Annotated in this window: 24 protein-coding genes and 1 tRNA gene; 12 read left to right on the forward strand and 13 right to left on the reverse strand. The window is 71.0% G+C overall.

Translation table 11 applies throughout. The features are described 5' to 3' along the window. Positions 1-49: 49 nt before the first annotated feature. On the reverse strand, positions 50-805 hold the full coding sequence (locus ACFYV5_RS13850; protein WP_355113256.1) for a CoA pyrophosphatase: 756 nt from the start codon (positions 803-805) through the stop codon (positions 50-52). 68 nt (positions 806-873) lie between these two features. Further along, positions 874-1,896 carry an endonuclease III gene (gene nth / locus ACFYV5_RS13855; protein WP_389168205.1) on the reverse strand — a complete coding sequence of 341 codons (1,023 nt, stop codon included), beginning with the start codon at positions 1,894-1,896 and terminating at the stop codon, positions 874-876. Between the two features lie 229 nt (positions 1,897-2,125). On the opposite strand from nth, the gene ACFYV5_RS13860 reads away from it, so the two are divergent. Beyond that, positions 2,126-2,800, forward strand: coding sequence for a Crp/Fnr family transcriptional regulator (locus tag ACFYV5_RS13860; protein WP_015034542.1), 675 nt, complete (start codon positions 2,126-2,128; stop codon positions 2,798-2,800). 80 nt (positions 2,801-2,880) lie between these two features. Here the strand turns inward: ACFYV5_RS13860 and ACFYV5_RS13865 are convergent, their stop codons facing one another. The 5 genes from ACFYV5_RS13865 to ACFYV5_RS13885 form a co-directional block, all read right to left on the reverse strand. After that, complete coding sequence (locus ACFYV5_RS13865) at positions 2,881-3,765, reverse strand: prohibitin family protein (protein WP_389168208.1); 885 nt, start codon at positions 3,763-3,765, stop codon at positions 2,881-2,883. Positions 3,766-3,853: 88 nt separating this feature from the next. Next, positions 3,854-4,684: an MBL fold metallo-hydrolase gene (locus ACFYV5_RS13870; RefSeq protein ID WP_389168210.1), complete on the reverse strand. Its 831-nt coding sequence runs from the start codon at positions 4,682-4,684 to the stop codon at positions 3,854-3,856. Beyond that, positions 4,681-5,556, reverse strand: a complete 876-nt coding sequence (locus ACFYV5_RS13875; protein WP_389168212.1) for an NUDIX hydrolase — start codon at positions 5,554-5,556, stop codon at positions 4,681-4,683. Before ACFYV5_RS13875 ends, ACFYV5_RS13870 begins: the two co-directional genes overlap by 4 nt. 119 nt (positions 5,557-5,675) lie before the next feature. Next, positions 5,676-6,146, reverse strand: coding sequence for a RidA family protein (locus tag ACFYV5_RS13880; protein WP_355113267.1), 471 nt, complete (start codon positions 6,144-6,146; stop codon positions 5,676-5,678). Further along, positions 6,146-6,304: a DUF4177 domain-containing protein gene (locus ACFYV5_RS13885; RefSeq protein WP_017947820.1), complete on the reverse strand. Its 159-nt coding sequence runs from the start codon at positions 6,302-6,304 to the stop codon at positions 6,146-6,148. The genes ACFYV5_RS13880 and ACFYV5_RS13885 overlap by 1 nt, the downstream gene beginning before the upstream one ends. Before the next feature lie 71 nt (positions 6,305-6,375). On the opposite strand from ACFYV5_RS13885, the gene ACFYV5_RS13890 reads away from it, so the two are divergent. Next, on the forward strand, positions 6,376-7,338 hold the full coding sequence (locus tag ACFYV5_RS13890; RefSeq protein WP_355113269.1) for an ArsA-related P-loop ATPase: 963 nt from the start codon (positions 6,376-6,378) through the stop codon (positions 7,336-7,338). 251 nt (positions 7,339-7,589) lie between these two features. Beyond that, positions 7,590-8,900: an ArsA family ATPase gene (locus ACFYV5_RS13895; RefSeq protein WP_389168919.1), complete on the forward strand. Its 1,311-nt coding sequence runs from the start codon at positions 7,590-7,592 to the stop codon at positions 8,898-8,900. 124 nt (positions 8,901-9,024) lie between these two features. On the opposite strand, the gene ACFYV5_RS13900 is transcribed toward ACFYV5_RS13895, so the two are convergent. Continuing rightward, positions 9,025-9,369: a WhiB family transcriptional regulator gene (locus ACFYV5_RS13900; RefSeq protein WP_026058363.1), complete on the reverse strand. Its 345-nt coding sequence runs from the start codon at positions 9,367-9,369 to the stop codon at positions 9,025-9,027. 802 nt (positions 9,370-10,171) lie between these two features. On the opposite strand from ACFYV5_RS13900, the gene ACFYV5_RS13905 reads away from it, so the two are divergent. Then, entirely contained in the window at positions 10,172-12,415 is a 2,244-nt protein-coding gene (locus ACFYV5_RS13905; RefSeq protein WP_389168215.1) for a transglycosylase domain-containing protein, read from the forward strand. A 106-nt stretch (positions 12,416-12,521) separates the two neighbouring features. Here ACFYV5_RS13905 and ACFYV5_RS13910 read toward each other — a convergent pair whose 3' ends face one another. After that, positions 12,522-12,986, reverse strand: coding sequence for a GatB/YqeY domain-containing protein (locus tag ACFYV5_RS13910; protein WP_389168217.1), 465 nt, complete (start codon positions 12,984-12,986; stop codon positions 12,522-12,524). A 73-nt stretch (positions 12,987-13,059) separates the two neighbouring features. Here ACFYV5_RS13910 and ACFYV5_RS13915 point away from each other — a divergent pair, with 73 nt between their 5' ends. From ACFYV5_RS13915 to ACFYV5_RS13925, 3 genes are all read left to right on the forward strand, one after another. Then, positions 13,060-13,998, forward strand: a complete 939-nt coding sequence (locus ACFYV5_RS13915) for a metallophosphoesterase (RefSeq protein WP_355113276.1) — start codon at positions 13,060-13,062, stop codon at positions 13,996-13,998. A gap of 83 nt (positions 13,999-14,081) precedes the next feature. After that, on the forward strand, positions 14,082-14,816 hold the full coding sequence (locus ACFYV5_RS13920) for a Pr6Pr family membrane protein (RefSeq protein WP_355113278.1): 735 nt from the start codon (positions 14,082-14,084) through the stop codon (positions 14,814-14,816). 38 nt (positions 14,817-14,854) lie between these two features. Further along, positions 14,855-14,928, forward strand: a tRNA-Pro gene (locus ACFYV5_RS13925). Positions 14,929-15,406: 478 nt separating this feature from the next. Here ACFYV5_RS13925 and ACFYV5_RS13930 read toward each other — a convergent pair. Next, a complete protein-coding gene (locus ACFYV5_RS13930) occupies positions 15,407-15,826 on the reverse strand; it encodes a MerR family transcriptional regulator (protein ID WP_389168220.1) in 420 nt (139 codons plus the stop codon). A gap of 412 nt (positions 15,827-16,238) precedes the next feature. Between ACFYV5_RS13930 and ACFYV5_RS13935 the strand changes: the two genes are divergently transcribed. Then, positions 16,239-17,702, forward strand: coding sequence for a SulP family inorganic anion transporter (locus tag ACFYV5_RS13935; protein WP_389168921.1), 1,464 nt, complete (start codon positions 16,239-16,241; stop codon positions 17,700-17,702). A gap of 78 nt (positions 17,703-17,780) precedes the next feature. Here the strand turns inward: ACFYV5_RS13935 and ACFYV5_RS13940 are convergent, their stop codons facing one another. Continuing rightward, complete coding sequence (locus tag ACFYV5_RS13940; RefSeq protein WP_389168222.1) at positions 17,781-19,127, reverse strand: KamA family radical SAM protein; 1,347 nt, start codon at positions 19,125-19,127, stop codon at positions 17,781-17,783. Positions 19,128-19,604: 477 nt separating this feature from the next. Between ACFYV5_RS13940 and ligD the strand changes: the two genes are divergently transcribed. The 4 genes from ligD (at position 19,605) to ACFYV5_RS13960 (ending at position 23,097) form a co-directional block, all read left to right on the forward strand. Beyond that, positions 19,605-20,552 carry a non-homologous end-joining DNA ligase gene (gene ligD, locus ACFYV5_RS13945; protein WP_389168224.1) on the forward strand — a complete coding sequence of 316 codons (948 nt, stop codon included), beginning with the start codon at positions 19,605-19,607 and terminating at the stop codon, positions 20,550-20,552. 128 nt (positions 20,553-20,680) lie between these two features. Beyond that, on the forward strand, positions 20,681-21,115 hold the full coding sequence (locus tag ACFYV5_RS13950) for a hypothetical protein (protein ID WP_389168226.1): 435 nt from the start codon (positions 20,681-20,683) through the stop codon (positions 21,113-21,115). Positions 21,116-21,149: 34 nt separating this feature from the next. After that, positions 21,150-21,788 (forward strand): endonuclease, encoded by a 639-nt coding sequence (locus ACFYV5_RS13955; RefSeq protein WP_355113286.1) that lies wholly within the window; start codon positions 21,150-21,152, stop codon positions 21,786-21,788. A 151-nt stretch (positions 21,789-21,939) separates the two neighbouring features. Continuing rightward, complete coding sequence (locus tag ACFYV5_RS13960; protein ID WP_389168228.1) at positions 21,940-23,097, forward strand: protein kinase; 1,158 nt, start codon at positions 21,940-21,942, stop codon at positions 23,095-23,097. Positions 23,098-23,796: 699 nt separating this feature from the next. Here the strand turns inward: ACFYV5_RS13960 and ACFYV5_RS13965 are convergent. Continuing rightward, a complete protein-coding gene (locus tag ACFYV5_RS13965) occupies positions 23,797-24,807 on the reverse strand; it encodes a YdcF family protein (RefSeq protein WP_389168230.1) in 1,011 nt (336 codons plus the stop codon). A gap of 54 nt (positions 24,808-24,861) precedes the next feature. Continuing rightward, the gene (locus tag ACFYV5_RS13970) at positions 24,862-25,692 is read right to left on the reverse strand and encodes a class I SAM-dependent methyltransferase (RefSeq protein WP_355113293.1); all 831 of its coding nucleotides are present in this window, start codon (positions 25,690-25,692) and stop codon (positions 24,862-24,864) included. Positions 25,693-25,696: the final 4 nt, after the last annotated feature.

Consider the following 25,696-nt stretch of genomic DNA (forward strand, 5'->3'; position numbering starts at 1 on the left):
TAGCCTCGCAGATTCGTCTTCGGTCGCCCCGGCCCCGCAGGTCAGCCTGTCATGACCGCCAGTCCAGTGGGACCTGCCTGGCCCGGTCCCAGGGCCGCTCCCAGCCCGCGTAGTGGAGCAGCCTGTCGATCACTCCGGCCGTAAATCCCCAGACCAGAGCGGATGCGACGAGGAATGCGGGGCCCCGGTGACCGCTGGGGTGGACGGCGGTCGCGCGGTTCGCGGGGTCCGTGAGATCCGCCACGGGGACGGTGAAGACCCGGGCGGTCTCGGCGGGGTCGACGACCCCGACCGGGGACGGCGTGCGCCACCAGCCGAGCACGGGGGTGACGATGAAGCCGCTGACCGGGATGTAGAGCTGGGGCAGCACGCCGAAGAGCTGGACGCCGGAGGGGTCGAGCCCGGTCTCCTCCTCGGCCTCGCGCAGCGCGGCCCGCAGCAGGCCGCCGTCGGCCGGGGCGCCGTCCTCGGGGTCGAGGGCGCCGCCGGGGAAGGAGGGCTGCCCGGCGTGCGAGCGCAGGGAGCCGGAACGCTCCATGAGCAGCAGCTCGGGTCCGCGCTCGCCCTCGCCGAAGAGGATGAGGACGGCGGACTGGCGGCCGGCGCCGCTCGCGGGCGGCAGGAAGCGACTGAGCTGCTCGGGCGCGACGACGCGGGCGGCACGGTCGACGGGGGCGAGCCAGTCCGGCAGGCCGTTCCGGCTCAGCAGGCCGCCGGTCCCGACGCCGTGGGTCGGGGCCTCGGTGTGCGCCTCGGCGTGTGCCGCGGTCTCTTCGGTCGCTTCGGTCTCTTCAGTGCGCGTCATAGGCACCCCCGTGGTTCACAACGCCGTCGGTGTCTGGGTTCGTTCCCTCATGGCCTGGCTCCCTGGGCTCACTCGGCGGCCTCCTCGGCCCCTGGGGCCACGCCGGGGGCGGGTGGGGCCGGGCGGCCCGGATAGTCCGGGGGCGGGTTCAGTCGCTGGCCGGGGAAGCCGCCCTTCTCGTACTTCAGGAGCTTCTTCGCCTTCTCCGGGTCGGTCTCGCCCTCTCCGTACGCCGGGCAGAGCGGGGCGATCGGGCAGGCGCCGCAGGCGGGCTTGCGGGCGTGGCAGATCCGGCGGCCGTGGAAGATCACCCGGTGCGAGAGCATCGTCCACTCGGCCTTCGGGAAGATCGCGGCGATCTCCGCCTCGATCTTGACCGGGTCGTCGCTCTCGGTCCACTTCCAGCGGCGGGCGAGGCGCATGAAGTGGGTGTCGACGGTGATGCCGGGCACACCGAAGGCGTTGCCGAGGACGACGAACGCGGTCTTGCGGCCCACTCCGGGCAGTTTCACCAGGTCGTCGAGGCGGCCGGGGACCTCACCCCCGAAGTCGTCCCGGAGGGCCGTCGCGAGGCCCATGATCGACTTGGTCTTGGCGCGGAAGAAGCCGGTGGGCCGGATCAGCTCCTCGACCTCCTCGGGGACGGCGGCGGCCAGGTCCTCGGGGGTCGGGTACTTCGCGAAGAGCGCGGGGGTGGTCTGGTTGACCCGCAGGTCGGTGGTCTGGGCGGAGAGGACCGTGGCGACGAGCAGCTCGAAGGGGTTCCGGAAGTCCAGTTCGGGGTGGGCGTACGGATAGACCTCGGCCAGCTCCCGGTTGATCTTCCGGGCCCTGCGGACCATCGCGAGCCGGGATTCCGGTTTCGCGGGTTTCGTGGATGCGGGAGTCCGCTTCGCGGCTTTCGCTTCCGGCGCCGCACCCGGCTTCACGGCCGACTTCGCACCCCGCTTCCCACCCGATCCCGTGGCCTTGGCCGCGGACTCGGAAGCCTTCGGGGCCGACGTGGACGTGGCCTTCACTGGGCGTTTTGCGGCATTCGCCCGTTTCGGCGCACCCTGTTCGCCCACAGCGGAATAACCCTTGGCCGACACTCTTCCAGCCCCCTTGGCCTGCGCTCTCACCGGCGAGTTGGACACCCGGCCAGCCTAAGCGCCACCACCGACATCCGCCCCGGGCACGGCCGATCACGACCCAATCGGGGCCCTGACGTACGGAGGGGTGGTTCGGTACGTCAAACTTGTTGTGATTGATCGCACTGTTTTGTACGTCCGGCATCATGGGATCAAGGTCCCCTGAGCAGGTCGACATAGGAGAGAACTCGTGGACGACGTTCTGCGGCGCGCCCCGCTCTTCGCGGCGCTCGATGACGAGCAGGCCGCGGAGCTGCGCGCCTCGATGAGTGAAGCGACGCTCGCCCGTGGCGACGCGCTCTTCCACGAAGGCGACCCCGGCGACCGCCTGTACGTGGTGACCGAGGGCAAGGTGAAGCTCCACCGCACCTCGCCCGACGGCCGGGAGAACATGCTGGCCGTCCTCGGCCCCGGTGAGCTCATCGGTGAGCTGTCGCTCTTCGACCCGGGTCCGCGTACCGCCACCGCGACCGCGCTGACCGAGGTCAAGCTGCTGGGCCTGGGCCACGGCGACCTCCAGCCCTGGCTGAACGCCCGCCCAGAGGTGGCCACCGCCCTGCTGCGCGCGGTCGCCCGTCGGCTGCGCAAGACCAACGACCAGATGTCCGACCTGGTCTTCTCGGACGTTCCGGGCCGTGTCGCCCGCGCGCTCCTCGACCTGTCGCGCCGCTTCGGTGTGCAGTCCGAGGAAGGCATCCACGTCGTCCACGACCTGACCCAGGAGGAGCTCGCCCAGCTGGTCGGCGCCTCCCGCGAGACGGTCAACAAGGCCCTGGCGGACTTCGCCCAGCGCGGCTGGCTGCGCCTGGAGGCCCGCGCCGTGATCCTGCTGGACGTGGAACGCCTCGCGAAGCGCTCGCGGTAGGAAGCGCGCAGTCCCGTACGTACGAGAAGGGCCGCCCCGGTCGAACCGGGGCGGCCCTTCTCGTACGTACGGGAGGCGGACTACCGCTTCGTACCGTCCACGATCAGCGGGTTCCCGCTGCCGCTGCCGCAGGGCACCGCGTAGACCGGGTTCTTCGCCGCGGCCTCCTTGTACGCGTCGATGCACTGGTTCATCAGGACCTTGTCGGTCAGCGACTCGTTCAGGATCTTGTTGGCGCGGGCGATGCCCTCCGCCTCGATACGGCGCCGGTCGGACTCCGCCTTGGCCGTACGGGAGGCCTCGGTGGCCCGCTCGGTCGCCTGCTGCTGCTGGATCTTGCGGTCGATCTGGTCCTGCAGGGCTGCCGAGGGCTTCACATTGCGCAAGTTGACGGCGGTGACGTCGATCCCGCGCGGGGCCAGCCGCTCCTTGATGAGCGTGCCGATCTCGGCGTTGATCTTCTCGCGGTCCGTGGCGTAGCCCTGCTCGCTCGTGTAGCGCGCGAAGACGTTGCGGACGATCTCGCGGCTGTCGGGGTAGACCAGGCGCTGCTGGATGGCCTCCTCGCTGCCCGCGAGCCGGTACAGCTCGACCGCCTTGGCCGGCGTGACCGCCCACTTCACGGTCACCTCGACCTCCATCACGCCGCCCTGCGAGGAGCGGACCTCGACCACGTCCTTGTCGGAGAGGTTGAGGTCGACGGGGCGGGTGGAGAACGTCGTGACGTTCGTGAACGGCGACTTGACGTGCATGCCCGAGGTCATGGGCGTACCGACCTTGCCGAAGGCGACCGGGACACCGACCTCGTACGCGCTGACCACGTAGAGCGTGGAGCCGAGCATCGCGAAGGCACCGGCGATGAGCGCTCCGAGGGCACCCAGCTTCAGCCCACGGGTGTCCTGGGCGCGACCGACGAAGAAGAGCACCGCCGCGGCGATGAGCAACAGGATGGATATGACGAACACGGGCGTTCCCCCCGAGAACTACGGCCAGAAGTAAACGGAGCGTAAAGCACGCAGAGGCCCCAGGGGGAGGCGGGGTCGGGGGCGTACGTCAGATCAGGCCGCGCTCCCGCAGGTACTCCAGCTGCGCCCGCACCGACAGCTCGGCGGCCGGCCAGAGCGTGCGGTCCACGTCCGCGTACACATGCGCGACGACCTCCTGCGCGGTCCGGTGGCCGTTCTCGACGGCCGTCTCCACCTGGGCGAGCCTGCTCGCCCGGTGGGCCAGGTAGAACTCCACCGCGCCCTGCGCGTCCTCCAGGACCGGGCCGTGACCCGGGAGCACCGTGTGGACCCCGTCGTCGACCGTGAGCGAGCGCAGCCGCCGCAGCGAGTCCAGATAGTCCCCGAGCCGCCCGTCGGGGTGGGCGACGATCGTCGTGCCGCGGCCGAGGATCGTGTCGCCCGTCAGGACGGCTCGGTCCGCGGGGAGATGGAAGGAGAGCGAGTCCGAGGTGTGGCCGGGCGTCGGCACCACCCGCAGTTCCAGGCCGCCGACGGTGACGACGTCCCCGTCGGTGAGTCCCTCGTCCCCGAGCCGCAGGGCCGGGTCCAGGGCCCGTACGTGCGTGCCCGTCAGTTCGGCGAACCGGCCCGCGCCCTCGGCGTGGTCGGGGTGTCCGTGCGTCAGCAGGGTGAGCGCGACCCGCTTGCCGAGCTTCGCCGCGGTCTCGACGACATGCTTCAGATGGCCGTCGTCGAGCGGGCCCGGGTCGACCACGACGGCGAGGTCGGAGTCCGGCTCGGAGACGATCCAGGTGTTGGTGCCGTCGAGAGTCATCGCGGACGGGTTCGGCGCGAGGACGTTGACGGCGCGCTCGGTCGCGGGACCCGAGAGGACCCCGCCCCGGGGCTGTCCGGGCAGCGCGGCGGCGTCGCTCATCGCGCACCTCCGGCCGGCCCCGCCGGGATGTGCTTGGTGAACTCGTCGTGGCCCGGCCAGCTCAGGATCACCGCGTCACCGTCCAGCCGCGCCTGCGCGAGTACGGGAGTCAGGTCCTGCTCCCTCGCCGCGGCCAGCGCCTCGGCGGCCGTGCCGAAGCGCTCGAGGCCCCGCAGGGTCGCGATCGTCGGCGGCATCATCATCAGCTCGCCCCGGTCGTACCCGGCCGCCGCCTCCGCCGGGCGGATCCAGACCGTGCGGTCCGCCTCGGTCGAGGCGTTGCGGGTGCGCTGACCGGCCGGAAGGGCGGCCACGAAGAACCAGGTGTCGTACCGCCGGGGCTCGAACTCCGGCGTGATCCACCGCGCCCACGCGCCCAGCAGGTCCGACCGCAGCACCAGGCCGCGCCGGTCGAGGAAGTCCGCGAAGGACAGCTCGCGGGCGACCAGCGCCTCCCGGTCCTTCTCCCACTCGTCACCCGTCGTGTCACCGACCACGGAATCGGCGGTCTCCCCGGCGAGGAGGACGCCCGCCTCCTCGTACGTCTCCCGCACGGCCGCGCAGACGATGGCCTGCGCCTCCTCCGTACCCGTGACGCCGAGGCGCTCGGCCCAGCTCTCCAGGGAGGGGCCGGCCCAGCGCACGAGGTGCTCGTCCCGCGGATCGACTCCGCCACCGGGATAGGCGTACGCACCGCCCGCGAAGGCCATGGAGGCGCGCCGTCGCAGCATGTGGACGCTCGGCCCCTCGGCGCCGTCGCGCAGCAGCAGGACGGTGGCCGCCCGCTTGGGTGTCGCGGCGGTGAGCTCGCCCGCGGCAAGGGCGCGGATGCGGTCGGGCCATTCCGGTGGGTACCACTGACCATTCGGCATGGCCGGATGGTATGCGCAACGACTCCTACGCACGAGAGCCGATTCACCCTGGACGGGAGAACCGGCTCTCTTCACACGGAGTCGTACGGAGTCGGGCGAACCAGTCCCCGTACGAGGCCTCAGTCCTGGACGAGCTCCACCTGGACCTCGACCTCGACCGGGGCGTCAAGCGGCAGCACCGCGACACCCACCGCGCTGCGCGCGTGCACACCCTTGTCGCCGAGGACCGCGCCCAGCAGCTCGCTGGCGCCGTTGACGACGCCCGGCTGCCCGGTGAAGTCGGGGGCCGAGGCGACGAAGCCGACGACCTTCACGACCCGCTTGATCCGGTCCAGGTCACCGGCGACCGACTTCACGGCCGCGAGCGCGTTCAGCGCGCAGGTGGCCGCGAGCTCCTTGGCCTCCTCGGCGGTGACCTCGCCACCGACCTTGCCGGTCAGCTGAAGCTTGCCCGCCACCATCGGGAGCTGGCCCGAGGTGTAGACGTACGCGCCGGACTGCACGGCCGGCTGGTAGGCGGCCAGCGGAGGCACGACCTCCGGCAGGGTCAGGCCCAGCTCGGCCAGCTTCGCCTCGACGGCGCCGCTCATCAGGACTTCTCCCGCTTCAGGTAGGCCACGAGCTGCTCGGGGTTGTTCGGTCCGGGAACGACCTGGACGAGCTCCCACCCGTCCTCGCCCCAGGTGTCCAGAATCTGCTTCGTCGCGTGCACGAGAAGGGGCACGGTCGCGTATTCCCACTTGGTCATGGAGCCGACTGTATCCGCTGCCACACACACCTCCTGCTTAGGGCGGCGCGGCAGTGGTTAGGCTCGAAGACGTGAGCAGGCTCCAGGTGGTCAGCGGCAAGGGCGGTACCGGTAAGACGACGGTCGCCGCCGCCCTCGCGCTCGCCCTCGCGACGGAGGGCAAGCGCACCCTTCTCGTCGAGGTCGAAGGCAGACAGGGCATCGCACAACTCTTCGAGACGGAGGCCCTTCCGTACGAGGAGCGCAAGATCGCCGTCGCACCGGGCGGCGGGGAGGTGTTCGCGCTGGCCATCGACGCCGAGCGCGCGCTCCTCGACTACCTCCAGATGTTCTACAAACTGGGCAGCGCGGGCCGGGCCCTGAAGAAACTCGGCGCGATCGACTTCGCGACGACGATAGCGCCGGGCGTACGGGACGTGCTGCTGACCGGCAAGGCGTGCGAGGCGGTCCGCCGGCGCGAGAAGCACGGCGGGTACACGTACGACCACGTGGTCATGGACGCGCCCCCGACCGGCCGGATCACCCGCTTCCTCAACGTCAACGACGAGGTGGCGGGGCTGGCCCGGATCGGCCCGATACACAATCAGGCGCAGGCCGTGATGCGGGTGCTCAAGTCCCCGGAGACGGCGGTGCACCTGGTGACCCTCCTGGAGGAGATGCCGGTCCAGGAGACCGCGGACGGCATCGCGGAGCTGCGGGCGGCCGGACTTCCGGTGGGCGAGGTCATCGTGAACATGGTGCGTCCGCACGTCCTCGACGAGGCGGCGGTCCGGGCCGCCTCCGGCGACCACCGGGAGGCGGTCGCGAGGACGCTGGCGGCGGCGGGGATCACCGGGGGCACGAGGCTGGTCGAGCCGCTCCTGGAGCAGGCGGGCGAGCACGCGCAGCGGGTGGAGCTGGAGCGCGAGCAGCGGGCGGTGCTCCGCGGACTCGGCGTACCGACGTACGAACTCCCGTTCCTCGGGGACGGGGCGGACATCGCGGGCCTGTACCGGCTGGCGAAGGACCTGCGGAAGCAAGGGGTGGGCGCGTGACGGAGAAGGATGCCGCGGTGAACGGTCTCGACTCCGTGCCGGCCGTGGACGGCGTCGAAGCCGCGCCGGCCGTGGACGGATCCGACTCCCCGCCCGCCGTGGACGAACCCGAGTCCTCGCCCGCCGTGGACGGACCTGCCTCCTCGCCCGCCGTGGACGGATCCGACTCCCCACCCGCCGTGGACGGATCCGACTCCCCACCCGCCGTGGACGAACCCGAGTCCCCGCCCGCCCTGAGCGGTCTCAACTCCGTGTCCGCCGCGAACGGGCTGGACTCCGCGCCCGTCCTGCACCTGGATCCGCTCATCGACGACCTGGGGACGCGGATCATCGTCTGCTGCGGCGCGGGTGGCGTCGGCAAGACGACGACCGCGGCGGCGCTCGGCGTACGGGCGGCCGAGCGCGGCCGCAGGGTCGTCGTGCTGACGATCGATCCGGCGCGCCGGCTGGCCCAGTCGATGGGGATCGACTCGCTCGACAACATCCCCCGAAAGGTGGAGGGCATCAAGGGGTCGGACGGCGGTGAACTGCACGCCATGATGCTCGACATGAAGCGGACCTTCGACGAGATCGTCGAGGCGCACGCGGACTCCGACCGCGCCCGGGCGATCCTGGAGAACCCCTTCTACCAGTCCCTGTCGGCCGGTTTCGCCGGTACGCAGGAGTACATGGCGATGGAGAAGCTCGGCCAGCTGCGGGCCCGCGAGGAGTGGGACCTGATCATCGTCGACACTCCCCCGTCCCGTTCGGCGCTCGACTTCCTGGACGCGCCGAAGCGGCTCGGGTCCTTCCTGGACGGGAAGTTCATCAAGCTGCTGATGGCCCCGGCGAAGATGGGCGGCCGCGCGGGGATGAAGTTCCTCAACGTCGGCATGTCGATGATGACCGGGACGCTGGGGAAGCTGCTGGGGGGTCAGTTCCTCAAGGACGTGCAGACCTTCGTCGCCGCCATGGACACGATGTTCGGCGGCTTCCGGACCCGGGCGGACGCGACGTACAAGCTGCTCCAGGCCCCGGGCACGGCGTTCCTCGTGGTGGCCACCCCGGAGCGGGACGCGCTGCGCGAGGCCGCGTACTTCGTGGAGCGGCTGGCCGCCGAGGAGATGCCGCTGGCCGGCCTCGTCCTCAACCGCGTCCACGGCAGCGGCGCCGCCGGGCTGTCGGCCGAGCGTGCGCGGGCCGCCGCGGAAAATCTTGACGAGGGGCGCATTGTGGATCAGGGGGCCGGGAAGACTGGTGTTCGTGGCTCCCGGGCCACATCCGCCGAGCCGTCAGACACCGCCACCGCCGCCGCACGTTCTTCGCACGACGAGGCTGCCCCCACAGCCGACGACGCACCGTACGACATTCAGCAGGTGACCGCAGGACTGCTCCGACTCCATGCCGAGCGGATGCAGGTGCTCGCGCGCGAACAGCGCACGCGTGACCGCTTCACGGCGCTCCACCCCGAGGTGGCTGTGGCGGAAGTGGCCGCGCTGCCCGGTGACGTACACGATCTCGCGGGGCTTCGGGCCATCGGCGATCGCCTCACGGCCGGGACGGGCCGGATGCCGTCGGCCTGAGCCGTGCGAACGCCGGCGGGGGTGCCACCCACCGCCGCGTAGGCCGACCTCGTGCGCGTGGTACGCCTCGTGCGCCTCGTACGCGTGGTACTTGTCGCGCGTCTCGTACGACGTGCCGGGCGGGTCAGCCCACCGCCGCGTACGCCTCGTACGTCGCGTCGTCCTCCATCGCCACGGGCAGCAGGCCCGCTCCCCGCTCGTACTCCGTGCGCGCGGTCTCGAGCAGTCGCCGCCACGAGGTGACGGTCGGCCGCCTGCGCAGCAGGGCACGGCGCTCGCGCTCCGTCATGCCGCCCCACACGCCGAACTCCACGCGGTTGTCCAGGGCGTCGGCCAGGCACTCGGTCCGCACCGGACATCCGGTGCACACCGCCTTGGCCCTGTTCTGTGCCGCTCCCTGCACGAAAAGTTCATCCGGATCGGTAGTGCGGCAGGCCGCCTGCGCACTCCAGTCAGCTACCCAGCCCATACCGGCGCCGTCCTCTCCCGAATCGAGGCTCCCCCACGGCGGTAGCGGCATATTCACCGCTGCCAGTTGGTGACGTTACGGAAGGTGGGCACAGCGCAACACCCCCTTCGGGCCCAATCTTGAATGGCCCGAACGGACTATGCGTACGCGGCAGATCACCCAGGGGAGTGACCGGAGGACATGCGTGTCGAACCCGGCGAACCGGTACAGTTCGCCCGACTGTGACGGAGTCACTTGGGGCGTCGAGTGACGCATGGGGCGGAATCGGGCAGGGTTTCCCAGGCTTCGGGGTCAAGGGAATTCCTGCCGATGTCACACCCGGGTCTTGATGCAGAACCACACTGCTGTGACAGTTGGGAGCAGCTTAGGCCAAGGCCTGTCCGTGTGTCCGGCGAATGGGAACGTAGACACCTCATGCCGGTGTGCGCAGGGGCTGGGACAGGGCTGGGGCGGGGGCGGGGAGAATCCCGGCATGTGATGGCACGGCACCGGTACTCCTCCTCGCCCGTCGTGGACGGGCATCCGCTCCTGGATGAGCCCGCCTTCTGGCCCGCGCACCAGGGTGCCCCTGGGCGGCCATCTTCCCCCGCCGCAGCGGGCCGCTCTCGAGGCTTGCCTCACTCCCTCCGCTCTCCTGACTCGCCCTGCCCCGCTGACGGGCTCGGCCTCGCGCCGATCTCCGCCGGGGCATCCGTTCGGGGCAACGGCCCTGCTGCCTCCGGATGTCACGGTCTGGTACGCGAACGCTCCGAGAAGCCCCCGCTCCTACGGAACGCTCATCACTACGGATTAGGCTGCCCCCATGGCAAACAAGCGCTCGGGCGGAGGTCTGACCGGGACCCAGCAGGCCGCCAAGTTCCTCGGTGTCAGTGTGCTCTCCGGAGCCGTGCTGGCGGGTATCGCCCTGCCCGCGGCCGGAGCGCTCGGGCTGGCGGCCAAGGGCACGGTCGAGGGATTCGACGAAATCCCGTCCAATCTCAAGACACCGCCGTTGAGTCAGCGCACCACGATCCTCGACTCCGAGGGCGGCCACCTCGCCACCGTGTACTCGCGCGACCGGAAGGTCGTGCCGATCGAGAAGATCTCGCCGTACATGCAGAAGGCGATCGTCGCGATCGAGGACTCCCGCTTCTACGAGCACGGAGCGATCGACCTCAAGGGCGTGCTGCGCGCCATCAACCGCAACGCCCAGTCGGGTGGCGTGGCGCAGGGCGCGTCGACGCTCACCCAGCAGTACGTGAAGAACGTCTTCGTCGAGGAGGCCGGCGACGACCCCGAGAAGGTCGCCCAGGCCACCCAGCAGACCATCGGCCGCAAGGTGCGCGAACTCAAGTACGCGATCCAGGTCGAGGAGGAGCTGGGGAAGAAGAAGATCCTCGAGAACTACCTGAACATCACCTTCTTCGGCCAGCAGGCGTACGGCATCGAGTCGGCGTCCCAGCGCTACTTCTCCAAGCCCGCCGCAGACCTCAAGCTGGAGGAGGCCGCCATGCTGGCCGGCCTCGTCCAGTCGCCGAGCCGCTACGACCCGGTCAACGACTCCCAGGAAGCCACCAAGCGGCGCAACATCGTGCTGCAGCGGATGGCCGACGTGAAGGACATCAGCCAGGCCGAGGCGGACCGGGCGAAGGCCACCCCGATCAAGCTGAAGGTGAAGAGCCCGAAGAACGGCTGCATCACCGCCGTCGACGGCGCCGGCTTCTTCTGCGACTACGTCCGCAAGACGATCCTCACCGACCCCGTCTTCGGGAAGACGGTCGAGGAGCGGCAGAAGCTGTGGAACCTGGGCGGCCTGACCATCCGGACCACGCTCGACCCGCGCGCGCAGGAGGCGGCCAACGAGGCGGCCGTCGCGAAGATCTACAAGAACGACAAGGTCGCCGCCTCGGTGGTCCAGGTCCAGCCGGGCAGCGGCAAGATCCTCTCGATGGGGCAGTCGCGTCCGTACGGCCTGGACCAGAAGAAGCACGAGACCACGCTGAACCTGGCCGTCGGCAGCAAGATGGGCGGCACGACGTACGGCTTCCAGGTCGGTTCGACGTTCAAGCCGATCACCGCCGCGGCCGCCCTGGAGAAGGGCCTGAGCCCGGCGCAGAGCTTCTCCTCCGGGTACGAGATCACGGTGCCGGAGGACTCCTTCACGCGCTGCGACGGCAAGCCGGCGGGGTACGCCGACTGGAAGGTCGGCAACGAGCTCAAGTCCGAGACCGGCACCTGGGACATGACGAGCGCGCTCGGCAAGTCCATCAACACGTACTTCGCCAAGCTGGAGCAGATGGCCGGCCTGTGCGAGACGGTGCAGATGGCGAAGAAGGTCGGGTACGAGCGGGAGCTGGGCAAGCAGGTCAAGGAGAGCCCCTCCATCACGCTCGGCGCGATCGAGGCCACCCCGCTCGACATGGCGGCCGTCTACGCCACCTTCGCCAACCGCGGCACGTACTGCACGCCGATCGCCATCGAGTCGATCAAGACGGCGAACGGCGAGCGCCTGAAGGTGCCTCAGACGGAGTGCTCGCGGGCGATGAGCGAGCGCACCGCGGACACCATCAACCAGATGCTGAAGGGCGTCGTCGAGGACGGCACCGGTACGAAGGCGGGTCTGAGCGACCGCGACAACGCCGGCAAGACGGGTACGACCAACGACCGCAAGGACGCCTGGTTCGTCGGCTACACCCCGAACCTGTCCACGGCGGTGTGGGTCGGTGACGACGTCGGCGAGAAGCAGTCGATGTACGACATCGTCATCGGCGGCGTGACGTACGACAAGGTCTGCGGTGGCTGCCTCCCGGGCCCGATCTGGAAGATCGCGATGACCGGGGCGCTGAGCGCCTCCGAGACGCCGTCCTTCGCGCCCATCGCGGTCCCGCGCGGCGAGAAGCCGGAGGACAAGGACAAGGACAAGGACAAGCCCCGCGACGACAACAAGCCGGGCGACGGGGACGAGGGCGACGACATGTTCCCGGGGATCACGATCCCACCGGACCTGATCGGCGGGACGGGCGGCCGCGGAAACGGCAACGGCGGCGGTGGCGGAAACGGCCGGTAGGGCAGAAGTGAGGACATGAGCGAGGGCGCCTCCCGCGTGCGGGAGGCGCCCTCGGTCGTTGCTACTGGCGCCCTCGGTCGCCGGGGCGCGGCGTCGGTACGGGCGCTCAGTCCGCGAGCAGCTTCTTCACGACGGCCGCCACGCGCCCGCCCTCGGCCCGCCCGGCGACCTTCGGGTTCACGATCTTCATGACGGCACCCATCGCGCGCGGCCCCTCGGCGCCGGCGCCCGTGGCCTCGGCGACGGCCGCCGCGACGATCTGCTCCAGCTCCTCGTCGCTCAGCTGCTGCGGCAGGTACGCGTCGAGGATGACGCCCTCGGCCTTCTCGCGCTCGGCCGACTCGGCGCGACCGCCCTGGGCGAAGGCGTCCGCGGCCTCGCGGCGCTTCTTCGCCTCCTTGGCGATCACCTTCTGCACCTCGTCGTCGGAGAGCTCGCGCTTGGTCTTGCCCGCGACCTCTTCCTTGGTGATCGCGGCGAGGGTGAGCCGCAGCGTCGAGGAGCGCAGCTCGTCGCGCTCCTTGATGGCGGCGTTGAGGTCGTCCTGAAGCTTGGCCTTGAGCGTGGTCATGACCCAAGTGTGTCAGGTGCCCCTACCGACCCGCCCGCGCATTTCCCTCCGTCGGGTCTGCGACGATGGGGGGATGCGCGCACGGTACGGGATCCCCCTGAAGATCACGGCAGGCCTCACGGCGACGGCGGCGGCCGGACTGGTCTACGCGGCGGGCTTCGAGGCCCGCTCGTTCCGCCTCCGACGGGTGACGATCCCGGTGCTCCCGCGCGGGATGCGGGATCTGCGGGTGCTTCAGGTCTCCGACATCCACATGGTCTGCGGCCAGCGCAAGAAGCGGGCCTGGCTGCAGTCGCTGGCGGGGCTGCGCCCGGACTTCGTCGTGAACACGGGCGACAACCTCTCGGACACGGACGCGATCCCGGAGGTCGTGGACGCGCTCGGCCCGTTGATGGAGTTCCCGGGCGTGTACGTCTTCGGCTCCAACGACTACTACGGGCCGCGGCTGCGCAACCCCGCCCGCTATCTGAAGGAGAGGGCCCAGGGCCGCCACGGCCTCAACGGCAACGCCCCGGCGGTCCGCGTCGTGCACAACCCGTGGGAGGGGATGCGGGACGCCTTCGACGAGGCGGGCTGGGTGAACCTGACCAACACGCGCGGCCGGCTGAAGCTGCCCGATCTGGAGGTGGCCTTCACCGGCCTGGACGACCCGCACATCAAGCGGGACCGGTACGAGCGGGTGGCGGGCGGCCCGGACGTGTCGGCGGACTTCTCCATGGGCGTGGTCCACGCCCCGTACCTGCGCACCCTCGACGCGTTCACGGCGGACGGCTACGGGCTGATCCTGGCGGGGCACACGCACGGCGGACAGCTGTGCGTCCCCTTCTACGGCGCGCTGGTGACCAACTGCGACCTGGACACGGACCGGGTGAAGGGCCTCTCCACGCACACCGTGGAGGGCCGGACCTCGTTCCTGCACGTCTCGGCGGGCTGCGGCACGAACCGGTACACCCCGGTGCGCTTCGCCTGCCCGCCGGAGGCGACGCTGCTGACGCTGACGGCACGCGACTGAGCGGCGCCCGACTGGGCGGCGCGCGACTGGGCGGTTCGCCCCTTACGGTCGTCCTTTGACGTTCGTCCCTTTACGGTGGGGGGATGATCACGCCTCGCACCGCGGCCGTGCCCGCCTCCGCCGTCATACCCGTCGCGCGCCGGCCGTACGCGGCGGCCTTCCGCGCCCTGATCGCGCTGGCCGCGGCGACGGGCGTGGTGATCGAGTGCGTGCACGGGAGCGTGCCGGTCGTACTCAGCTACTTCACGATCTGGTCGAACATCCTGGTCGCGGTCGTCTTCACGCTGTCGGCCCGACGAGCCTGGACGCGCCGCCCGCCGCTGCCGGCGCTGTGGACGGGCGGGGTGCTGCTGTGCATCTCGGTGGTCGGGCTCGTCTTCCACTTGGTCCTGGCGAACGGGTCGAGCGAGTTCAACGTGGTGGACGAGCTGGCCAAGCTCTCGGGCGCCAAGGCCGTCGCGAACCAGCTGCTCCACACGGTCACCCCGATCGGTGCGGCCCTGGACTTCCTCCTGCTCACCCTCCCGGGCGCCCTGCGCCCACGCCACGCGGCCCAGTGGCTCGCCGCCCCGGCCGCGTATCTGACCTTCGCCCTGATCCGGGGCGCCCTGCTCTCCCCCGACGTACCGAGCCGCTACACGTACCCCTTCATCGACGTCACCGAGCTCGGCTACGGGGGCGTCCTCGTCAACGTGCTCGTCCTGGGGGCGGCCTTCTACGCGCTGGGCCTGGCGATCGTCGCCCTGGACCGCATCCGACCTGCGGCGCGAGGGCGCGAAAACCGGATTTCGTCTCCGGGCGTGGGTGGGCTAAAGTAATCGATGTCGCCGCGACGTGAAGAACAGAGCAGTGACATCGGGGTGTAGCGCAGCTTGGCAGCGCGCTTCGTTCGGGACGAAGAGGTCGTGGGTTCAAATCCCGCCACCCCGACAGCTGAAACACCAGGTGAGGCACCTACCATTTTTGGTAGGTGCCTCACCTGTTTGTGTTTGTGTGTCTATCTGCGCGGCTACCGCTCCTCCCCGTCCATGACCACGGCACCGCGTGCCCCGCCCGCGCCCACGCGAGAGGCGGTGCGCGGTCGGCTCTGGCAGGTCATCTCCTGGCCATCGACGAAGCCCGACCGTCGGTTAGGTCTAGGACGAGTCTCCGGGCCGCCCCCAGACAGGCCGGGGATGCAACCATTCCCTTCAGAGCTGGAACCCCCGGAAGCCGACCGCGCGCTTGAGACCCTAGACGCAGGCACTGACAACTGCCCTGGCGGCGATTGGCCGTTGAGCGTCTCGTCGCGTGAACGCCAAGAGCCCCCTGCTGCCGCTCGGCGCCCACCTCGGCGGGCGCGGGAGGTCCGCGCAGAGAGCCGCGCGTGCGCTGGACGGCGCGGCGCGGGCCGTCCGCGGGAGGGGTCTCAGGTGCGGGTGGCGGGGGTGTTCTGCTCCAGGCGGGCGCGGAGGGTGGCTTCGAAGTCCTCGGCGCGGATGAGCTGGACGCGGAGCTTCTCGACCTGTTCGGCGGCGGCCTGCTGATAGTCGCGCACGCGCGCCAGAAGAGCCTCGCGCTCGTCGGCGTCGAGGGTGGCGTCGGCTTCGGCGTCGAGGCGGTCGGTGGCGTCCAGCAGGTCGCGCATCTGATCCAGGGTGAAGCCGAGCGGCTTCATCCGGCGGATCACCATCAGGCGGGCCACGTCGGTCTCGGTGTAGAGGCGGAAGCCGCCCTGGGAGCGGGCGGAGGGGACGACGAGGCCGGTCTCCTCGTAGTGGCGGATGGTGCGCAGGGACAGTTCGGTCCGCGCGGCGACCTCGCCGATCTGCATGTGCTTGCCGTCCACGCCCGTGATCCTCTGGCCCTTCTCGTCCCTGCCGGCCACGGCAGCCTCGACTGTTCGGCGGTCTCGGCCCAGGTGGGCACCGCCGATCTCTACTCTAACGTTAGGGTAGGGTTGCTGGAGGCAGGACGGCGTGCCGCCCTGCCCCGGTGAAGTTCCGATTCTTGCAGGAGAGAAGCGTGCGCGAGCCCATGACGCCCGGCGCCGCCGCCTGCCCACCGTGACGCCTCACCCCTGGATGTGAGCCCCGCCGCCCTCGCGCGGGTGTGCTCCGTTCCTTCCCGATCTTCCGGTTCCACGCCCCGCGCCCCTCCGCCCGCCCCACCCGTCGAACGGGGTGTGCCCGAGCACGACAGGTTCCTTCCCCTTGTCTTCTGCTGCTTCCACCGTCTCCCCGGCCGCGCGTCTGCGGGGCATGAAGCCCGACTGGCTGACCGACCCCAAGGTCTGGCGCACCGAGGTGCTGGCCGGTCTGGTCGTCGCGCTCGCGCTGATCCCGGAGGCGATCTCGTTCTCGATCATCGCCGGTGTCGATCCGGCGATCGGCCTGTTCGCCTCGTTCACCATGGCCGTCGTCATCTCGGTCGTCGGCGGCCGGCGGGCGATGATCTCCGCCGCCACCGGCGCCGTCGCGCTCGTCATCGCGCCGCTGAACCGTGAGCACGGCCTCGGGTACCTGGTCGCCGCCGTCATCCTGGCCGGGGGCTTCCAGGTGATCCTGGGCGCGCTGGGCGTGGCGAAGCTGATGCGGTTCATTCCGCGCTCGGTGATGGTCGGCTTCGTCAACTCGCTCGCCATCCTGATCTTCATGGCCCAGATCCCGGAGATGCGGGACGTGCCCTGGGCCGTGTATCCGCTGATCGTCGGCGGCCTGGCGCTCATGGTGTTCTTCCCGAAGATCACCACCGTGATCCCCGCGCCGCTGGTCTCCATCGTGATCCTCACCGTCATCACCCTCGGCGCGGCGATCGCGGTGCCGACCGTCGGCGACAAGGGCGACCTGCCCTCCTCCCTGCCCGTTCCGGGTCTGCCCGACGTGCCGTTCACCCTCGACACCCTGACGACCATCGCCCCGTACGCCTTCGCCATGGCGCTCGTCGGCCTGATGGAGTCGCTGATGACCGCGAAGCTCGTCGACGAGATCACCGACACCCACTCGAACAAGACCCGCGAGTCCATCGGCCAGGGCATCGCGAACGTCGTCACCGGCTTCTTCGGCGGCATGGGCGGCTGCGCGATGATCGGCCAGACGATGATCAACGTGAAGGTCTCCGGTGCCCGCACCCGCCTGTCCACGTTCCTGGCCGGCGCGCTCCTGATGGTGCTGTGCATCGTCTTCGGCCCGGTCGTCTCCGACATCCCCATGGCCGCCCTGGTCGCCGTCATGATCATGGTGTCGTTCGCGACCTTCGACTGGCACTCCCTCGCCCCGAAGACCCTGAAACGCATGCCCGCCGGGGAGATCGCCGTCATGGTGATCACCGTCGTGTGCGTCGTCGCCACCCACAACCTCGCCATCGGCGTCGTCGTCGGCTCGGTCACCGCCATGGTCATCTTCGCCAAGCGCGTCGCCCGTCTCGCCGAGGTCACCGCCGTGACCGACCCCGACGGCACGACGGTCGTCTACCGCGTCACCGGCGAGCTGTTCTTCGCCTCCTCCAACGACCTCGTCGGACAGTTCCACTACGCCACCGACCCCGACCGGGTCGTCATCGACCTGTCCGCCGCCCACATCTGGGACGCCTCCTCCGTCGCCGCCCTCGACGCCATCGAGACCAAGTACGCCCAACGCGGCAAGACAGTCGAGATCACCGGCCTGAACGACCCCAGCGCCGACCTCCACGGCAAGCTCAGCGGCGAACTCGCAGCCGGGCACTGACGGGTCCGATCCGGGATCGGTCCAGGACCGGTCCGGGATCGGACCGGGATCGGGATCGGACCGGGATCGGACCGGGACTCAGTCGCCCCACACCCCTCCCAGTCCGGGCAGCAGCGCACTCAGGGTCAGTGGCTCGTGCGGGATCACGCGCCGGTCGTGCGGGGCGTACGGGACGAGGTCGCTCCACCCCTGGGCGACGGGGTCGTAGCGGGCGTGCGCGAGGGTGCCGACGAGGGCCGGGTCGCGGGCCCGGAGGACGCGGAGCGCGAACGCGGGGCCGTCGGGCAGATGGGCGATCCCCTCGATCGCGATCGTGCCGAGCTCGGTGGACATGACCGGGCCGCGGGACGCCCTGGCCGCCCCGGCCGGCCCGGAGACCTGGCGCAGGGCGTCCGCGTACACCGTCAGGGCTCGGGACAGCGGAAGGCCGAAGTACCGGCGGGGACCCGCGTCCCGCTCCACGAACATGGAGCAGGGGACGATGCCCAGCTCCACCCCCTCCTGCCACATCCGCGCCCAGACGTCCGGGTCGTCGTTGACGTGCCGGACGACGGGGGCCTGGCTGCGCAGGACCGCGCCGGTGTCCCGCAGCCTGCGCAGGGCGTGGCGAGCGGGCTCGGGATGGAGCTCGCGGGGGTGGGAGACGTGGAGCGTCAGGGCCAGACGACGGCCGGAGGCGACGACGCGTTCGAAGAGACGGAGCAGGTCGTCGGCGTCGGGGGCGGTGAGGAAGCGTTCCGGGGAGAAGGAGACGGCCTTGGTGCCGATGCTGACCGTACGGATCCGGTCGCGTCGCTCCTCGGCGAGGAGCGGGGCGACGTACGCGTCGAGGAGCTCGGTGCGCATCACGAGCGGGTCGCCGCCGGTCAGCAGGACGTCGGTGATCTCGGGGTGCCGGTCCAGATGGGCGGTCATCGCCTCGGGGCCGCTGACGGGCGGCCTCGTCGCGGTCTCGCCGGTGAACTGCGGCCAGCGGAAGCAGTAGGCGCAGTAGCTGTGGCAGGTCTGGCCCTGCCGGGGGAAGACGAGCAGCGTCTCGGCGTCCTCCTGCTGGAGCCCCTGGCCGTCCTCCGGCGTGTCGCGCCGCGGTCGGCCGGACGGTTGCGGGTACGGGTTCGGTTGCGGGTAGGGGTCGAGCCGGTCGCGTACGCCGGACACGGTCAGGCGCAACCGCTGCTCGCCCGCGTCGCGTGCCGCCTCGACGGCGGCGAAGTCGGCGGAAGCGAGCATGTCGCGGTGCGGCATGACGAGGCGGTAGAGGGGGTCGTCGGGAGCGCGGGACCAGTCGATGAGCTGGTCGGTCACGTGGGCGCTGACCTTGAAGGGCAGCACGTGGCCGACGACTTCGGCGTCGTGGGCCAGGTCGGGACGGCCGGTGCGGTCGGCGATGAGCCGGGCGAGGCGGCGGCCGGTGTAGACGCTCACACGAGGGCGGCCACCCTTACCTCCGCTGCCTCCACGTGGTACCCCGTCGATTCTCTCCATGGACGTGTCCTCACCGTCGATCGATCGTCGCACCCGCGGACGATGATGGAGAGGGCGGAACGGGGTGCCAATGCCGCTAGCGGTGCCGGGAGTCGGTGGTAACCGGGAAGTCCGGACATTCCCCGCCGAGCGGTAACAGGCCACGCGATCGGGACCATCGGAGCGGATGATGGTGGTCACCAGCGCGCCGGCTCGCGGAGTGGGGATCTTTGAGCCGCGCCACCGGCGCGGAGAGGGGTGCGGGGCGCCGTCAGGTTGGCTCGATCACCACGACCTCCGCCGAGCCGTCGACGGCCGGGGGCCGCGTCCGCGCGCATGGCCGGCAGGGAAGAGGGCAGGCGCACGGCGAGCTGATGTCCTCCGACGGCAGGAGACAGGCATGACGCCACGCGTGACGGCGCTGACGGAGTACCGCCCATGGGGTTCGGATTCGGGTCCGGGTTCCCGATGAGCGCCGCGCACACGGTTCGGGCCGGCCGGCACACCGTCGAGGTCAGACGTCCGGAGAAGGTGCTCTTCGCCGAGGACGGCATCACCAAGGCCGACCTCGCCGCGTACTACCGCACCGTCGCCCGGCGGATGCTGCCCCACCTGCGCGGCCGGCCGTTGATGCTGGAGCGCCACCCGGACGGCATCGGCGATCCCGGCTTCATGCAGAAGGACATCCCGGAGCACTTCCCGGGCTGGGTCCACCGGGCCGAACTGCCCAAGGAGGGCGGGAGCGTCACGTACGTCGTCTGCGAGGACACCGCCACCCTGGTCCTCCTCGCCGACCAGGGCTGCACCACCCTCCACCGATGGCTCTCCCGGGCCGACCGGCCCGACCATCCGGACCGGCTGGTCTTCGACCTCGACCCGCCCGACGACGACTTCGCCCGGGTCCGCGAGGCCGCGCGATGGCTCCACGAGCTGCTGGACGAGCTGGAACTGCCGTCCCAGCTGATGGCCACCGGATCCCGCGGCCTGCACGTCATCGTTCCGCTGGACCGGCGCGCTCCCTTCGCCGACGTACGCGCCTTCGCCACCGACGTCGCCACCGTGCTCGCCGACCGCCATCCCGACCGGCTCACCACCGAGGCCCGTAAGAAGGCCAGGGCAGGGCGCCTCTACCTCGACATCCAGCGCAACGCCTACGGTCAGACCGCTGTCGCGCCGTACGCGGTACGGGCCCGCCCCGGAGCGCCCGTCGCGGCTCCGCTCGCCTGGGCCGATCTGGAGGATCCGGAACTCGACGCGCGGCGGTGGGGCCTCGCGGACGCGAGCCGGCTCCTGGAGGACGACCCCTGGAGTCCCGCCCCGCGGCCGCGCTCGCTCACCGCGGCGGCGGACCGCCTCCGCCGCTCCGGCCTCCGCGCTCGTCCGTGAGCGGGGTGCGTCGTGGGCGGTGAGCCGGTGAGCCGGTGAGCCGGTGACGCGCGGGCGGGTCAGATGCGCGTCCTGCGGGTAGGTGCGGGGGGAGGAAGGGGGGACGGTTCACGGAAGGACGTGCGGCCATGCTGTTGCTGCTGGGCTTGCTGCTTCTGGGGGCGACCGGGGCCTTCATCGGGCTGCTGATCGCGGACAACACCGGAGGCCCGGACTACACCGTGACGGTCCTGGACAAGGAGATCGCCACCCTCGACGGCCTCGGGATCTTTCTCGCGGGCATCGCGCTGACCCTGATCCTCGGCCTCGCCCTGGCCATGATCAAGGCGGGCGTCACTCGTTCCCGGCGCCGACGGCAACGCGCCCATGAGGCGCCGGCCCCGGCGGACCGAGAGACGGGCGAATGGGACGCTCCAGGCGGTCATGGCGGTCATGGCGGCCAGGGCGGCTACGGCGCCCAGGATGGCCCGTACACGAGGTCGGACGCGCCGGCCGCTCCGGGGGACGACCCCTCGACCGCCCCGGGACGCCATCCCCGCCGCCCCTTCCACTTCGGCGAATGACGGCAGGGCAGGCGGAGTCGGAAGGAGCGCTCCGATGGACACCTCCGAGGTGATCAGCCGACTGCTGCGTGAGCACGGGCGGACCTACGCCGACGAAGCCGGCATCGCCCTTCGCGACAAGCCCGCTCCCCTGTACCAACTGCTGGTCCTCACGGTTCTGTGCTCTATCCGGATCAGGGCCGAGACGGCCACCGCCGCCGCCCGGGAGCTGTTCGCGGCAGGACTGCGGACACCCCGGGCCATGGCGGAGTCCGGCTGGCAGGAGCGCGTGGACGCCCTCGGGCGGGCGCACTACGTCCGTTACGACGAGAGCACCGCGACCGCGCTCGGCGACGGTGCCGAGCTGCTGCTCGACCGCTTCCACGGCGATGTGCGCAAGCTTCGCGAGCAAGCCGGGGGCGATACGGAGGAGTTGCGCACGCTGCTGCAGGACGTGCCTCGCATCGGGCCGGTGGGTGCGGACATCTTCTGCCGGGAAGTCCAGGCTGTCTGGCCGGAGTTGCGTCCGTTCTTCGACGAACGCTCGCGCGCGACCGCCGCCGGGCTCGGGCTTCCGCGCTCCGCGAGCGGCCTTGCGGAGCTCGTACCGCCGAAGGATCTGGCGCGCCTGTCGGCCGCCCTCGTGCGCGTCAGCCTGTCCAAGAACGCGGCGGAGGAGCTGAAGACCGCGTGAGGCGGCGGACTTGACGGCGGACGGGCCATCCCGGCGCGGGGTGTCGATCAAGCGGCTCTACTCTTGAACGGCATCGGACGCGCCGGACAGCGGGGTACGGCGACGCGTGCTTCCTGTCAGGTGACTGACCGTCGAAAGGCTGGGTTCTCAGGTGCTGGTCGCGGACCGATATCGGCTCCACTCGTGTGTCGGGCGTGGCGGTATGGGCGAGGTGTGGCAGGCCACCGACGAGGTACTCGGGCGGGACGTGGCCGTGAAGCTGATGCTCGGGCACGGCACCGATCCCTCGGCGGCCGACCGGTTCCGGCTGGAGGCGCAGACGGCGGCGCGGCTGAGTCATCCGCATGTCGTGGGCGTCTTCGACTTCGGTACGTGGGACGGAAAGCTGTTCCTCGTCATGGAGTTGGTGGACGGGGAGAGCCTCGCCGGGGACTCGGGGACCCCACGCGTGCTGCCCCCTGAGCGGGTGGCCGTCGTCGCCGCCCATGCCGCCGCCGGGCTGGCCGCCGCGCACCGGGAAGGGGTCGTGCACCGGGACATCAAGCCCGGGAACCTGCTGCTCGACGGGGATGGGACGGTGAAGCTCGCCGACTTCGGCATCGCCCGCTTCGTCGACGACCCCTCCGCCGGGCTCACCACCACCGGGCAGATCGTCGGCACCGGCCTCTACCTCGCGCCCGAGCGGGCTCTCGGCCGGCCGGCGTCGTCGGCCTCGGACGTGTACTCGCTCGGCTGCGTCCTGTACCAACTGCTCACCGGCCGCCCGCCGTTCCAGGGTGACACCGCGACCGCCCTGCTGTACCAACACATCGACACGCCGCCCGCTCCGCCCCGCCAGCTCGGGGTAGGACTGCCGGCCGCGTTCGAGGCGTACCTCCTCACGCTGCTGGCCAAGGAGCCCGAGCAGAGACCGCCCGCCCAGGCGATCGCGGACTGGTTCGCCTCGGGCGCCTGGCGGGGGCACCCCCTGCCGAATCCTCAGCCCCACTCCCACACCCACTCCCCACCCCATTCCCAGCACCACTCCCGGCCGCTCCCACCGGCACCGCACGGCCACGGCCGCGGCCACGCCCACGCCCACGCGCAGCCGCATGCGCAAGCCCGGCACTCGGCACCGCACCCGCAGCCACGCCCCGTACCGCACACGAGGCCCCGACCTCAGGCCGCCACCGCTCCGCGACGGCAGACGCGCCGGAGCGAGGGCGGTCTTGCGGCCCTGTCCCGGCGCCGTCCCCGGAAGACCGCTGCCGTGGCCGGTGTCATAGCCTTCGTGGTCTTCCTGTTCATCGGCATGTCCTGGCTGTCGTAGACGTCGGGGTTGATCGTCCGAGCCGCCGTCGAGCCGCCGTCGAGCCGCTCGACAGCGTGGGAATCGACGGGCCGCGCATGCGCCGCCTCGGCCGGCGCCTGGGCGCGGCGGGGACCGCCATGTACTGGCACGTCGGCAGCAAGGACAGCCTCGAACGTCCTCGCCGCCGACGCGGTGTGGGGCGAGTCGCCGACTGGGCGTACAGGATCGCGTCCCCGTGCCCCCGCCTGCCGGCCCGCCTCCAGGAACGGCAGGGCGCCGACCCGGCCGCGACGACGAGCGACGCGCTCGAGTTCGGTGTGGAGGCCCTCTCGACGGCCTCGAGGCCCGACTCCGGGATCCGTCCCACCGTACGACCTGAGCCGCGAGGTCAGCCGTACGACCTACGCCCCCGGCGTCAGCCGTACGTCGGGTCAGCCGCCCGCGCACGCCCCCGTACGACCCGATTCCCGACCTTCCCTCAGGACCCCGTCCCCGACCTCCCCGCCCCGAACGGGGCCCGCCGGGTGGCCCTCCCCGCCCCGTTCCGTTCCCCTGGGGACATGCACCCCCTCCAGACAGCCGCCGAGGCGGCGGCCACCGTCCCCGCCGAGGTCGTCTCCGACTCCGGCCCCTCCGCCATCGCCCTCGGCCTCGGCGCCGCCGCGCTCGCCGGTGCCATCGGCACCGCCGTCGTCCGCAGCCGCATGTCGAAGACGATCAGCGGACCGCCCAGGCAAGCACCCCCATCAGAATCAGCGTCAGACAGACCCCGAGGTTGACCGCCTTGTACTGGAGGAAGACCGCGACGAACTCGCGGATGGTCGCGCTCGGCCAGAAGTACGCGGCGGTGGGCGAGCCGACCACCTGACCGTTCACCCCCACCCGACGGGCCATCAGCGCCGCCCGGAAAGCGTGGAAGTTGTTCGTCACGATCACGCACTCCGCGCCCGGGCCGGCGGCCTCCTCCATCAGCTGCCTGCTGAAGCGCATGTTCTCCTCCGTCGTCCGCGAGCGGTCCTCGCGCACGATCCGGCCCTCCGGGAAGCCGCGCTCCACGAGATATTCCGCCATCGCATGCGACTCGGGCACTTCCTCGTCCGGGCCCTGGCCCCCCGAGGTGATCAGGACCGGCTGCCGCCCGCCCCGCGCGGCGAGCGACTCGTACACCTCGCGCCCGCGCTCCAGCCGGCTCGCGAGCAGCGGCGGTACGCGCCGCCCGCCGATCAGCCCGGAGCCGAGGACGACCACGAAGTCCGCGTCGCGGCGCAGCCGCATCCGCCCGTAGAGGAAGGCGTATCCGACGAAACAGACGAAGAGGAAGGAGATGTAGCCGAGGACCAGCAGCAGGGTGCCGACGATCAGGCCCAGCGTCCACGAGTGGGTGACCAGTGCCGCGACCATCAGGCCCATCACACCGAACATGCCGAGCCCGGCGAGGAGCGAGAGCAGGTTGGCGGGGCTCCTGCCCTCCTTGCGGACCATCTGCACGCCGTTCGCGCACAGCAGGCCCGCCAGCACGACCGGACCGAGGCCGAGCACGAGCAGCACGACGACCATCGCCGATGCGGCGACGCCCGGCGGTGCCGTGTCGATCTCCGCGAGCAGCCCGAGGCCGAGGAAGGTGACGGCGAGCCCGAGGTAGACGGCGTTGCCGAAACGCCGGCGGTCGCGCAGCACGCCGGCCCCGAAGAGCGCCAGGAAGGCGATGGCCACGGCGAAGGCGATCATCTCGTCATCGTAGGTCCACGGTGGATCCGGCGGGCGGGCTCTCCTGAATCCGTGTCAGCGGGGGCGGGACGCCTTGATCGAGTACATCAGCGGGATCCGCGGCCGGTCGGCGGGGAAGCGGTAGTACCCGTCCTCCTGCCGCTTCAGGGTCCCGTACCGGGGGATGAGCGAGACCTCGTGCTCGTGCAGGAACTCGATGCGCAGCCCCGCCCTGGCGATCGCCGTGACGACCTCCCCGACCGGGTGCACCCACTCCACGCTCCGGTTGTGGACGGTGGCGGCGTCCATGTCCGCGTACGTGCCCGAGCTGGTGTCCACCCAGGGGTCGCGCACGAAGTAGTCGTGGACGATCCGGCTGCCCGTCTCGTCGTCGAGGGAGTCGGTGAGCGGATGGAACTCGGCGACGTAGAGGAATCCGCCCGGGGCGACGAGCGAGGCGGCGGTCTCGGCCCAGCGCTCGATGTCGGGAAGCCAGTTCAGCGCCCCCGTGCCGGTGTAGACGATGTCGTACGAGGAGTCCGGGACGGCCTCGGCGGCGTCGTAGGCGTCGGCGGCGACGAAGGCGGCCCGGTCCGCGGAGAACCCGAGGTCGGCGGCGAGGGAGCGGGCCGTCTCGACGGCGGGCTCGGAGAAGTCGAGGCCGACGACGTGCGAGGCGCCGTGCCGGGCCCAGGACAGTGTGTCCAGGCCTATGTGGCACTGGAGGTGGAGGAGGGAGCGGCCGGTGACGTCTCCGACCTCCGCGAGTTCGAAGTCGCGCAGCGCCTCCTTGCCGGCCCGGAACGCGTCGAGGTCGTAGTACGCGCTGGCCGCGTGGATCGGGACTCTCTCGTCCCAGCGAGCGCGGTTGCCCTCGTGCCAGTCGTCGGGCGTCGGTGAGTACATGCCC

The organism is Streptomyces sp. NPDC003035 (genome assembly GCF_042888285.1).
Taxonomy (GTDB): Bacteria; Actinomycetota; Actinomycetes; order Streptomycetales; family Streptomycetaceae; genus Streptomyces.